Raw genomic sequence first — 11,577 nt, forward strand, 5'->3', positions numbered from 1 at the left:
TTACTTTACTTTGTTGAGATTCCTCCGGAATGACAAACTGGGTGGTAAAAATTGTGTTTGAGATTGCTTCGTCGTTTCACTCCTCGCAACGACAAAAAAAATCGCTCCGAAAACGAAGCGATTTATATATCTTAGTGAATATGTTTTTCTGCGTGGTAAGAACTTCTTACAAGAGGCGAACTTTCAACATGTCTGAAACCTAAACTTCTTGCAAAGTCTCCGTATTCATCAAACTCTTCAGGTGTTATAAACTGTTTAACAGGTAAGTGTTTTTTACTAGGCTGTAAATATTGACCCAACGTAATCACATCTACATTTGCATTTCTGATGTCTTCAATTGTTTGGAAAACCTCAGCTTTCGTTTCACCTAAACCAAGCATCATTCCTGTTTTTGTTCTTTTTTGTCCTGCTTCTTTCAAGTATCTTAAAACCTCAAGGCTTCTTTCATATTTGGCCTGAATTCTTACTTCTCTTGTCAGACGTTTTACGGTTTCCATGTTGTGAGAAATCACTTCCGGAGCTACGTACACTAATCTGTCAATATGTTTTGTTAGCCCTTGAAAATCAGGAATCAAAGTCTCCATGGTAGTTCCAGGAGAAATTCTTCTTACAGCATTTACGGTTTCACCCCAAAGAATAGAACCCATATCTTTCAAATCATCACGATCTACAGACGTAAGAACGGCATGCTTGATCTTCATTAATTTGATTGAACGAGCTACTTTTTCAGGTTCATCCCAGTTTACATCCATGGGTTTTCCGGTTTTTACCCCACAAAATCCACAACTTCTTGTACAGATGTTTCCTAAGATCATGAAAGTTGCTGTTCCTTCTCCCCAACATTCGCCCATATTCGGGCAACTTCCACTCTGGCAAATCGTATTTAATTTATATTTATCAACCAAAGTTCTCAATTCTCTGTAATTCTTTCCAGTAGGAAGTTTTACACGAATCCATTTTGGTTTTTGAACGGTAGTATCTTGAACTAAATTTTCCATTTATTTCTCAAATTGAGGTTCAAAGTTAAGGATTTTTTTATCGAAACAATCAAAGACCGACATTGATAGAACAGATAATTTCGTAATTTTAAACTTCAAATATTTCTTATGAAGATTACATTTTGTGTTCTATCTCTTATTTTCAGTACGCTTTGCTTTGCTCAAAAAGAATTTCAGCCTAAAGGTTCTGAAGCTATTGAAACTGTAGATGGTGATTTGGATGGCGATAAAATCCCTGAAAAAGTGATTGTTTACAACCTGAAGGATGGTGGAGAACTTGGAAATATAAGAGAAATTCAAATTCTTAAAAAAGTGAATGGAAAATGGACCGTTTTAGAAAAGTCTAAAAATGCTATTTTAGAAAGTAGCGCAGGAGGAATGATGGGCGATCCTTATCAAAGTACAACCATTAAAAATGGTATTTTAATTATTGAGCATTATGGAGGCAGCAGCTGGAAATGGGAAAATACAGATAAATACAGATTTCAAAACGGACATTTTGAATTAATTGGCTATTCTTCATCAAGTGGCAGACCCGGAGATTATTTAACGGATGTTGATTTTAATCTTTCCACCGGACAAATTAATTACAAAAAAGAAGTTGATAATATTTCAGAATATGGAAAATCTAAGACAGAAACATACACTAAAAAAGGAATAAAAATTAATCTTCAAAATAGAAATCAGAAAGAACAAAGAAAAATTATACTTCCTAAAACGAAGGAGACTGTTTATTTCTAATCTGGAAAATACACATTAAGTTCAGCATTCCATAGGAACCTAGACATGTCTTTTATTGTTAAGCTGCTTAGATTCCACGCTTCACTTCGTTTCGCTCTGAATGACAAACTTGATCTTAAAAATGTATTTAAATATCTTCAAACTCATTGTTTTTCAATAATTCAGCAAGAACTTTTTTAGCACGCATTACTCTTACTTTCGTGTTAGCAACAGAAATACCTAATTCTTCGGCAATTTCTTTGATACTTTTTTCTTCAAAGAATCTTAGCTTGATAATATCCTGATAATTGGCATCTAAAGATTCAATGGTCTTGATGATTTTTTTTTGCTCTTCATTAGAGATCATCAACTCTTCGGGAGATTTTGCATATTGATTTTTTACCTCATCCAGATTTTCAGTTGGATCTTGGTTTTCTCTGCTCTTTTTCCTCCAGAAATCGATGATTGTATTTTGAGCTATTGTTAAAATCCATGTTTTAAATTGAAAATGCGGATCAAACAAATCTAGTTTTGACAAGACTTTTGAGAAAACATTCACCGTAATTTCATCTGCATCATTTTCATCCCCTACTTTCTTCATCACAAAAGAGAAAACATCCACCCAAAAAACATTAATGAGTTTGGTTTGAGCTTTCTGATCTTTTTCCTTGGCTTTGTTGATGAGCAGGAATAATTGTTCGTCGTTCATTACTAACAAATATAATTTATTTTGGGTAAAAAGGCAAATGTGTGAATTTGATTTAATTTTTGGAGGGAAAGCTGAAAAGACTTCGACTCCGCTCCTGCTTGGCATCGCTACAAATTGGATGTTTAGTATTAGAAATGTCAGGCTGAGCGGAGCCGAAGCCCCATTACATTTTATAGAATCTCTTCATTCATAGGAATAAAGGTACTATTTATTCAAACCTAACAGGTTTTAAAAACCTGTTAGGTTTAGATTTGCCAACATAGTCAACGACAAACTTTGTAGCGAACACGATAACTTCATAAGGACGACCACCACCCTAGCCCAGATTGCAGAGGAAATCCTTTTTTGAAAAAAAAGATTGTAACGGAAAGCTGGAAATTGCTTCAAAAATAAATAAAACCGCAATTCGACGTAGTCAAATTGCTCCTAAAAATTTTAAATTTTAAATGATGAGTTATGAAAGATGAACGGTTATCTATTTACCATCGAATTTATTATCTTTGCACATTAAATTTTAAAGAAAAAAATCAATGAATTCCTTTATAGAAGAACTAAAATGGCGTGGTCTTTTTGCCGATATGATGCCCGGAACCGATGAACAACTGAATAAAGAGGTAACTACTGCATATATTGGTTTTGATCCAACTGCTGATTCTTTGCATATTGGAAGTCTTATTCAGATAAAAATTTTAGCACACTTTCAACAGCACGGTCACAAGCCGATTGCTTTGGTAGGTGGCGCTACAGGAATGATTGGAGATCCTTCAGGAAAATCTGCAGAGAGAAATCTTTTGGACGAAGCAACCCTTTTACATTATGTGGATTGTTTAAAAAACCAACTTTCAAGATTTTTGAATTTTGATGGAAACAAGCCTAACCAAGCTGAATTAGTGAATAACTACGATTGGATGAAAAATATTTCGTTCCTAGATTTCGCTAAAAATGTTGGAAAAAACATCACGGTAAATTATATGATGGCGAAAGATTCTGTAAAGAAAAGGCTTTCCGGAGACGCTGGTGTTGACGGAATGAGTTTCACGGAATTTACCTACCAATTGATTCAAGGTTATGATTTCCTTCATTTATACCAAAACAATAATGTAAAACTTCAAATGGGAGGTTCTGACCAGTGGGGAAATATCACGACAGGAACAGAATTGATCCGTAGAAAAGCACAAGGTGAAGCGTTTGCGTTAACGGTTCCTTTGATCACAAAAGCTGATGGTTCTAAATTTGGAAAGTCTGAAAGTGGTGAAAATTACTGGCTAGACAAGAAGAAAACTTCTCCGTATAAATTCTACCAATTCTGGTTGAATGCTACAGATGATGATGCTGAAAGATTCATTAAATTCTATACGTTCTTAAGCAAAGAAGAAATTGAAGCTTTGATTGAAGATCACAAAACGGCTCCACATGAGAGAAAACTTCAAAAGAGATTAGCTGAAGAGGTAACAGTTTGGGTTCATGGAAGAGAGGAATATGAAAAAGCTTTGAAGGCTTCTGAAATTCTTTTCGGACGTTCTACGGCTGAAGATCTAGTAAGCCTTGATGAAGAAACTTTCTTGGAAGTTTTTGACGGAGTTCCACAAAAAGAAGTGGCAAAAGCTGATGTTATAGGAATTAATATCGTTGATTTACTTTCTGAAAAATCAGGTTTCCTAAAATCTAAAAGTGAAGCAACAAGAGAATTGAAAGGAAATGCTATTTCTATCAACAAAGAAAAAGTAAGTGACGCTTACACCGCTAACGAAACTGACCTGATTGATGGTAAATTTCTATTACTTCAGAAAGGAAAGAAAAGTTACTTTATTGTAAAGGTTATTTAATCTAACTACCAATATACCAAATGGTCCGCAAGATAAATCTTGCGGACCATTTTCATTATTTTGAAAAATTATTAAGTACTTAATAGAGGTAATTACAACAAGATATAATCAAAAATAAAACCACCAATAATTGGTGGTTTTATTATATTGTTATGTATTTACTTTTATAATTCTAAAAAACTATAAGCAAGAGCAACGCTTTTTGTTCCCTTTCCTACAATAGTATCTGTTTTGGCAATCTCTCCGTCTACCCAAATATTGATAATAAGTTTAGAATCAGTATTTAGAAGTTCTGCATTAGCTCCTAGATTCAATTGTGACTGGCTAGAGTTTACGAAAAACTCTCCGCTCGTCCACACAAGACCTGTAGGGTTGAAAGTGTTTTGCTGGTTAGTTCCTACCTGAGTTACAACAGTCTTGAAATAACTAAGAGGTGGAGGTGGAGTTGTACCACCGTGAACTATTTTTGCCTCAAACTGAACAACATGATCTGTGAATTCGTCATCATCTTTATTTTTACATGAATTTACTACAGAAATTGTAGTAAATAATATGATGAATAAAAAAGAAAGTCTAAGTAAACTTTTTAGGTTGTAAAATTGCTTCATTTCTCCGAATAGATTTTTTAATGTTCCAAATATAGGTTTTTTATCAATATAAAAATAACTTTCATGAAAATTTTCTAACAAAAAATTCTAAACAATATCAAATTAATAAAATACCCTATCGTCATCATAATATTATACTTATTATCGTAAAAAATACCATTAATCAACTGTATATCAATGATTAAAAACTACACCAATTGAATTATTATTTTAAATAAAAAAGTAAAAATATAAGATATTGTAATATAATTTATTATTTATCTTTGTTCTATGAATTTAGACTACATCGTAAGAGAACCTGAAAATATTTCATCAAATACTCCTATTCTCTTTATGCTTCATGGCTATGGAAGCAACGAACAAGACCTTTTCAGTTTTAGAGAAACGCTTCCCGCAGATTGGATCCTCGTGAGCTTCAGAGCCCCAAGAGATACTCAGTTTGAGGGGTATTCTTGGTTTGATATCGATTTTAATAATCCTGAAAACTTCATAGATACAGATCAGGCAAAGGAATCTCTAAATGCTGTGCTAGAAAATATTCTTAAAATTGTAAATAATTATGGTTTAACAGAAAGCAAGACTCACCTTTGTGGTTTTAGCCAAGGAGGTATTCTTTGTTATGCTTTAGCGTTAAAATATCCTGAAATGTTCAATTATGTAGCATGCTTAAGTAGCTTTCCCGAGGAAAAACTTTTGGATAATATTATAAAGGACAAGAAGAAATTAGAACACCTTAGATTTTTTGTATCGCACGGAAGTGATGATGCTGTGATTCCTTTAGAATGGGGAAGAAAAGCTGCTGATTTATTATACGACCTAAGTTGTTACTTTACCTTTAGAGAGTACATGAGTGGACATGGTGTCAATCAAAAAAATTACATGGATCTAATGGAATTTTTCTCAAAGTAAATCACTTTTATCGAAAACAGACATTCCAACAAGATTCTTTGAAAAACATTCAAACATTCTCAAATGAGAATGTTTTTTTTCATCCCCATAAGAATAATTTCACTAAATTCAGTAAATGAAAAAACTCTATTTTATTATCATTTTGTTCTTAAGTATTTTTGTAAATGCCCAAAATTCTTTTGAAATAAAAAATGTTAAAAAAACGGTAATCCCCTTTAAGTTTATTAATAATCTAATATTTATTCCTGTTACTATAAACGGTGTTGAACTTAATTTCCTACTCGATACCGGTGTTGCAGAAACCGTCCTTTTCAGCTTAGAAAATAAAGATATACAACTGAGTAATATCGAAAAAATAAAATTTTCCGGATTAGGTGGAGATTAAAGTATTGATGGATTAAAGTCTGAAAAAAATGTAGGAGCAATAGGTAAAGATTGTATTAATAAGTCAATGACCATTTTCATTATTGTAAATCAGGAATTTAATATCTCTTCTCATGTAGGAATTCCTGTCAATGGAGTGATTGGGTATCATTTATTTAAAGACCATCCAATTTCAATAGACTATATGACAAAAAAAATAACCATTTATAATGATCAAAATCTTTTCCAAAAAAAGGTTAGAAAATATAAAGAGCTTCCCATAACGATTGAAAATAGTAAACCCTACATTTATGCTGATATAGAAATGACTAATCAAAAGAAAAATTCAAAACTTTTAATAGACCTTGGAAATAGTGATCCTATTTGGCTTTTCCCTACGCTTATTAAAGATTTTGTTTATAACAGACCGAATATTGAAGATTTCTTGGGAAGAGGTTTTAACGGAGATATTTATGGTAAAAGAAGCAGAATCCATAATTTCTATCTTGGTGATTTTAGGTTTGAAAAACCGCTCACTGCAATGCCAGACGAATTCTCCATTCAGCATGTTCATTTAGTAGAAGATAGAAAAGGTTCTATAGGAGGAGAAATCATGCGTCGCTTTACAGTTGCATTTGATTATCACAATCAGAAATTATATCTAAGAAAAAACAGAAATTTTAATGATCCTTTTCATTTTAATATGAGTGGTCTTGATTTTAAACAAGAGGGTCTTCAATGGCAGGAAGATTTGGTAAAAATAGAAACGACTAAAGCCAATAGTTCATTTAATGGATTTACCGCTAGCGGGGAGGGGTTTCAATATAAATTTGCCTTAAAACCGTTATTTTCAATTTCTGGGGTAAGAAAAGATTCACCAGCAGATAAAGCAGGATTAAAAAAAGAAGATCAAGTATTGACTATCAACGGAAATAAAACTTCAGAAATGACTTTAGAAAAGATCAATGAGTTGATGAAATCATACGAAGGCAGGACTATTAATATTGGAATACAGAGAAAAACAGTAAAATTGACATTGAGCTTTGAACTAGAAGACCCTATCCCCTATCAAGAATAAGAATTATGCAAACTGAAGAAACTACATTAGATAAAATAAGAACCCGACCGAGATTCAAAATGTTTACCCATTTGAGCAAGGAAGAATATGCGGAAAATTTAAAAAAATATCTTTCTGATCATAAAGAAGAATTTTCCGGGAATATTAACAAAGAAGTAGCTACCATTTACGTTGAAACTAAATATGACAACTATTGGAAACCCAGATTATCTTTAAGAATAGAAATAGAAGATGACCAAACTGCTATCCGAGGTGTCTTTGGGCCCAGTTCAGCAGTTTGGACATTTTTTATGTTTTTATATTTCTCTTTTTCAATTTTTTGGATGGTTTTCTTCACCATGTATTATGTAGAAAAACAAATCAAAAGCTTTGAATATCCATGGGCATTGAATGCCTCATTTGTGATGATTCTTTTTATTATTTTAACCTATGCAGCTGCACGATTCGGTCAAAGTAAAGGTAAAGATGAAATGCAGAAACTCAGACGATTTGCCGAAGAATCTACATTACAGTTTGAAAAAATTCAGAATCATTAAGGAGAAAGAGTCTTTGGATTTTCAGGCATTTGTTCTATTTGAGCTTTTGCTGCTTTCATAGAATCTACAACTTTTTCTCTGTTGGCCTGCTCTTTTAAGATCTTCTCAATATTAGGTTCAATAAGCTTACTCATTTCTTCTACCGAAATATTATTCGCATTAGGATCATCTAATAGCTTTCTCCATGGCTTTCTTGCCCCCCATTTATAATCTCCGAATACCATCACGGCAGTTCCTTTCGCTTTTGTAGTTGCCCCTCCTGGATTCAGAACCCAAGTGTCTGCGTAAGAATATAACCATTGCGCATCTTTCATTAATAATCTTAAACATGAATGTGATGCAGGATATCCGGGAAGATCATATTGATGCCAGCCTATTCCACCAGTATTAAAAATATTGAAGTTATAAGGTAATTTCCATTCACTGCTTACAGTAGAAGTTGATAATTTCTTTTTCCAGTTAGCAAACGTAAGACCTCTTGTTGTCTGTGCTGCTTTTTTCCCCATACTTGTTGGTCCCCATTTTACCAAACTTCCATTAGAGTATACTCCGTAAGCTTGAATCGGATAAGAGAAAATAACAAATTTTTTCACACCACTCAATACATCCATTTGCATTGGAAAAGGCGAATAAGACATTAGCGTTGTATCTATTTTTGCGGGAACCACCAAGGTATCGGCATTCCATTTATTTTTTGAATCCAACCTGTTTAATGCTAAAATAGCAAAACGCTCTTTTTCACTATATTTTTTGCTGAATTGAGAGTAAATAGAATCTCTCATTTTCTTATCCTTTGGAAGGATAAATGCATTATAAAAGCCTGTTTCCTGCATCGTAGGAGGCACAGATTCTTTCGTTACTACAGAATCTTTTTTGATGGAATCTTGTTTTACAGCAGGAGCTTCTGTTGTAGAGCTTGAACTGTCTTTTAAAGTATCGTTAATTTTTTCAATTTCCTTTTTACATGAAACTAAAAATAAAGCGAATATACAGCTGTATAGGAATGATTTTTTCACAAATATGTTCATTATAAATAAATTGGTATTTCAGTTTTTCTACTCAATACAAATATCAGACCTAAAAATGGAATAATAATGATCGTTAATGAAAATACCGTGAAAATACGGGAGTTAGCCCCTATGGTGATACAGCCATTCTTTGAGAAAGTATGGTATCCCGTCTTAGACTCTCCTTCACTTCATCCATTTTTGCTCTCTTTAAAGTCTTTCCTTGGAACATTTCGTAGGCAATAATACCTTTGTCTAGAAAAGTAATTTTCTCAACAGAGAGAACCTCTTTGGGAATATTGGCACCAAACCATAATTCGTCAGGTTTCTGCATCCAGGTCACTTCATAAAGCGTTGAATTTTGGGGATAATTAGAGTTAAAATTAGTCTTTGCATAATTGAAAGCAATATCATTTCCATACAAAGTCGACATTGTTTTTTTCTTCGGTTGAATAGAAGAGGTGATGGGACTCATCAAAAGTGGATTTTCTTTTAATTCATCACTTTTCTGAATAGACGCTTCTACGTTAAGTACCTTTTGAGATTTTTGCTGACAAGAAACAATCAGTATCAAAGCCAAAATTAGATATATGCTATAGTTTTTCATTTTGTATTTATTTTTTTAAGTTGAGAAATCAAATATAATGGTGGAGTAAAAACATAATCCCTATCTGCAACAGGTTTATGACATTCAATACATTCTTGTTCAAAATGGAGAATATCACCTCCATAAGGTTTTAAATCACTTCCTTTCCATCTTGCCCATCCCCAGCCTTTTGTTTTTGAATACTTTTTAGCATCTTTCACCATAAATTCTACGGCTAAAAACTCTCCTGAAGAAATACTTCCATCAGCCTGCGTCTGCTCTTTCCAAGCTGTTTTCGCGAAGACTGTTCCATCCGGCCAAGGATTTACATTATGTTCCTGAATAGCTTTTACCGCTATCTCATTTCCAAAAATGATTCTCATTGTTCCGTTATCAAACCGATCTGTTGTACTGATGGCTTTCCAGTTTCGGTAATCCGGAAAATAGTGTAATCCATTCGGAGCATCTTTTACCTCAGACTTTTTCAGCTCTCCATTTACCCAAGAATTGTATTGTTTCTCTGCGTCTTTTATTTGAGAATCGTCTGAAACTTTACGTGGGGTGAGTGATAAAGCATAATTTTTCAACGTTTGAATCTGCGCCTGATTCAATTTTGCAGATGAATGAACTGCCGCATAACTCGGAAGAGGCATTTCACCAGACAATACTTTGTTGATTGCATAATAAATCGTTGAATTCTGTTGTGCTTTTGGCCAAGAATCCCATTTCGAAAAATTTAATGCTTCGCGAGCTTCCTTAATATGAGAAGTTACCAAAAAATTAGCAGGCGTCATTTTATCATACCATCTTAAATTAGCTTCTGAGGAATGGCAATCAAAACACGAGCTTCTTAAAATCGCATTAACTTCTTTCGGAACGTTGGTGAGGTTTTGCGCTTTGGTTCCATGATCAATTTTTTCAGGTCGAAAAAACTGTAAACCAACAAACCCGACGAGTAAAATCAAGATTAGTTTATTCTTATTTTTCATGAGATAATCATTTATAGTTTATTTAAATTCTGAAACCAAAGTTATACTAAACCAACATCTTATCTTATAAATTTATGACCGAAAGGGAGAAATCAATCCTTAAAAGCGAATATTTTCTTGCGAATAAATGAGTAATTTTGAAACGAATTAGAAATTCTCCCTCATCAATGAAAAAGATCAATCTTTATACCATTACTTTTTTCGCCGTAAGTATTGTGATTTTACTTATCAGCTTTTTTTCGTTCCGATACTTGTATTCATCTTCCAAAAAAGATGTTTTCAATACAACTTTTGAAGCAGGAAAAAGAGAGTCACGAGAAATTGGTAAATTATTAGAGCTGCAACTTAAGCAAGGTATTCCAAAAGAAACCGTTATTCAGAATCTTCAGAGCAGCATTGTTAATACAGATACACAAAGCGGATTCATTTGCATGTATAATCAAAGTGGCATTGAACTTTGCCATCCCAATCCTGCTTTAATTGGCCGTAAAGTAGATAAAAATAGTTCTGAATTTATTGTGGATAACGATAAACCATTTGATTTTCTAGAAATTCTTAATTCAGGAAAAGCAAGTACCGGAATACATAATTTTAATAAAAACTCAAACCGTACCTCAGAAATCGTAAGCTTTTATCCTGTAGAAGGCAGCAACTGGATGGTAGCTTCACACGCTAATATTGAGGTCATCGAAAAGCAAATTTCTGATTTATATTTAACATTTTTAATTGTATTCTTACTCGCTACTTTATCAATTCTTGGAATAAGTTTCTTTCTTATTCGAATGATTTATAAGAAATATGAAAATCAGAAAAATGATGAAATTAGAAACCTTAATGATGAGGTGAATACTTTAACAGCAATCAACACACAGCTTCATTTAATCCATGAAAAACACAGAGAAAGTACTCACAACTTTGTAAGTGATGAAGCAACAGAAAATTCAAAGAAAAGAATTATTACCTATCATAAAGATGAATTGATCTCTTTAGAAACTTCAGATATTGCTTATTTCTTTCTTGAAAACAATATTGTTTATATTAAAACATGCTCAGGAAATCAATATTCAATCAACTCAAGTCTTGATGAATTGATCAAAACGGATCAGTCTCAAAAGTTGGGGAGAAAATAAAAAATGCTATTTTTGTATAATGCTAAATGATGCCGAACTGCTTAAATTATTTTTACCTGAACTGTTGATTGAATATTTTGAGATTGTAAAATTTGAAGAAGAAAACCAAATTCTACAT

13 protein-coding genes are annotated in these 11,577 nt (G+C 32.9%); 7 read left to right on the plus strand and 6 right to left on the minus strand.

The features are described 5' to 3' along the window. Positions 1-131: 131 nt before the first annotated feature. The gene (gene lipA, locus BUB80_RS15815) at positions 132-998 is read right to left on the minus strand and encodes a lipoyl synthase (RefSeq protein WP_073294681.1); all 867 of its coding nucleotides are present in this window, start codon (positions 996-998) and stop codon (positions 132-134) included. Positions 999-1,106: 108 nt separating this feature from the next. Here lipA and BUB80_RS15820 point away from each other — a divergent pair, with 108 nt between their 5' ends. Beyond that, the gene (locus BUB80_RS15820; RefSeq protein WP_073294684.1) at positions 1,107-1,739 is read left to right on the plus strand and encodes a hypothetical protein; all 633 of its coding nucleotides are present in this window, start codon (positions 1,107-1,109) and stop codon (positions 1,737-1,739) included. A gap of 127 nt (positions 1,740-1,866) precedes the next feature. On the opposite strand, the gene BUB80_RS15825 is transcribed toward BUB80_RS15820, so the two are convergent. Beyond that, positions 1,867-2,427 (minus strand): RNA polymerase sigma factor, encoded by a 561-nt coding sequence (locus tag BUB80_RS15825; protein ID WP_054510237.1) that lies wholly within the window; start codon positions 2,425-2,427, stop codon positions 1,867-1,869. Positions 2,428-2,957: 530 nt separating this feature from the next. Here BUB80_RS15825 and tyrS point away from each other — a divergent pair. Next, positions 2,958-4,253, plus strand: a complete 1,296-nt coding sequence (gene tyrS / locus BUB80_RS15830; RefSeq protein WP_073294687.1) for a tyrosine--tRNA ligase — start codon at positions 2,958-2,960, stop codon at positions 4,251-4,253. 164 nt (positions 4,254-4,417) lie between these two features. Here the strand turns inward: tyrS and BUB80_RS15835 are convergent, their stop codons facing one another. After that, positions 4,418-4,861, minus strand: coding sequence for a hypothetical protein (locus BUB80_RS15835; RefSeq protein ID WP_073294720.1), 444 nt, complete (start codon positions 4,859-4,861; stop codon positions 4,418-4,420). Between the two features lie 270 nt (positions 4,862-5,131). Between BUB80_RS15835 and BUB80_RS15840 the strand changes: the two genes are divergently transcribed. From BUB80_RS15840 to BUB80_RS15850, 4 genes are all read left to right on the plus strand, one after another. Beyond that, positions 5,132-5,770: an alpha/beta hydrolase gene (locus tag BUB80_RS15840; RefSeq protein ID WP_073294690.1), complete on the plus strand. Its 639-nt coding sequence runs from the start codon at positions 5,132-5,134 to the stop codon at positions 5,768-5,770. A gap of 115 nt (positions 5,771-5,885) precedes the next feature. Then, positions 5,886-6,155: an aspartyl protease family protein gene (locus tag BUB80_RS23855; RefSeq protein ID WP_228433852.1), complete on the plus strand. Its 270-nt coding sequence runs from the start codon at positions 5,886-5,888 to the stop codon at positions 6,153-6,155. 66 nt (positions 6,156-6,221) lie between these two features. Next, positions 6,222-7,211, plus strand: coding sequence for a PDZ domain-containing protein (locus BUB80_RS15845; protein ID WP_228433854.1), 990 nt, complete (start codon positions 6,222-6,224; stop codon positions 7,209-7,211). A gap of 5 nt (positions 7,212-7,216) precedes the next feature. Next, the gene (locus BUB80_RS15850) at positions 7,217-7,747 is read left to right on the plus strand and encodes a hypothetical protein (protein WP_073294692.1); all 531 of its coding nucleotides are present in this window, start codon (positions 7,217-7,219) and stop codon (positions 7,745-7,747) included. Here the strand turns inward: BUB80_RS15850 and BUB80_RS15855 are convergent. The 3 genes from BUB80_RS15855 to BUB80_RS15865 all read right to left on the minus strand — a co-directional run bounded on the left by BUB80_RS15855 (position 7,744) and on the right by BUB80_RS15865 (position 10,329). After that, positions 7,744-8,763, minus strand: a complete 1,020-nt coding sequence (locus BUB80_RS15855) for a L,D-transpeptidase (protein WP_073294723.1) — start codon at positions 8,761-8,763, stop codon at positions 7,744-7,746. The genes BUB80_RS15850 and BUB80_RS15855 overlap by 4 nt on opposite strands. Positions 8,764-8,884: 121 nt before the next feature. Then, positions 8,885-9,361, minus strand: a complete 477-nt coding sequence (locus tag BUB80_RS15860) for a hypothetical protein (protein ID WP_073294694.1) — start codon at positions 9,359-9,361, stop codon at positions 8,885-8,887. Beyond that, a complete protein-coding gene (locus BUB80_RS15865; protein WP_073294697.1) occupies positions 9,358-10,329 on the minus strand; it encodes a heme-binding domain-containing protein in 972 nt (323 codons plus the stop codon). Before BUB80_RS15865 ends, BUB80_RS15860 begins: the two co-directional genes overlap by 4 nt. Positions 10,330-10,496: 167 nt before the next feature. Between BUB80_RS15865 and BUB80_RS15870 the strand changes: the two genes are divergently transcribed. Further along, entirely contained in the window at positions 10,497-11,459 is a 963-nt protein-coding gene (locus BUB80_RS15870; protein WP_073294699.1) for a PDC sensor domain-containing protein, read from the plus strand. The last annotated feature ends 118 nt before the right edge of the window (positions 11,460-11,577 follow it).

The organism is Chryseobacterium polytrichastri (assembly GCF_900142445.1).
GTDB lineage: Bacteria > Bacteroidota > Bacteroidia > Flavobacteriales > Weeksellaceae > Chryseobacterium > Chryseobacterium polytrichastri.

Coding starts and splice junctions, on each gene's coding strand:
- lipA (WP_073294681.1), bottom strand. CDS start 998: ATGGAAAATTTAGTTCAAGATACTACCGTTCAAAAACCAAAATGGATT.
- BUB80_RS15820 (WP_073294684.1), top strand. CDS start 1,107: ATGAAGATTACATTTTGTGTTCTATCTCTTATTTTCAGTACGCTTTGC.
- BUB80_RS15825 (WP_054510237.1), bottom strand. CDS start 2,427: ATGAACGACGAACAATTATTCCTGCTCATCAACAAAGCCAAGGAAAAA.
- tyrS (WP_073294687.1), top strand. CDS start 2,958: ATGAATTCCTTTATAGAAGAACTAAAATGGCGTGGTCTTTTTGCCGAT.
- BUB80_RS15835 (WP_073294720.1), bottom strand. CDS start 4,861: ATGAAGCAATTTTACAACCTAAAAAGTTTACTTAGACTTTCTTTTTTA.
- BUB80_RS15840 (WP_073294690.1), top strand. CDS start 5,132: ATGAATTTAGACTACATCGTAAGAGAACCTGAAAATATTTCATCAAAT.
- BUB80_RS23855 (WP_228433852.1), top strand. CDS start 5,886: ATGAAAAAACTCTATTTTATTATCATTTTGTTCTTAAGTATTTTTGTA.
- BUB80_RS15845 (WP_228433854.1), top strand. CDS start 6,222: ATGACCATTTTCATTATTGTAAATCAGGAATTTAATATCTCTTCTCAT.
- BUB80_RS15850 (WP_073294692.1), top strand. CDS start 7,217: ATGCAAACTGAAGAAACTACATTAGATAAAATAAGAACCCGACCGAGA.
- BUB80_RS15860 (WP_073294694.1), bottom strand. CDS start 9,361: ATGAAAAACTATAGCATATATCTAATTTTGGCTTTGATACTGATTGTT.
- BUB80_RS15865 (WP_073294697.1), bottom strand. CDS start 10,329: ATGAAAAATAAGAATAAACTAATCTTGATTTTACTCGTCGGGTTTGTT.
- BUB80_RS15870 (WP_073294699.1), top strand. CDS start 10,497: ATGAAAAAGATCAATCTTTATACCATTACTTTTTTCGCCGTAAGTATT.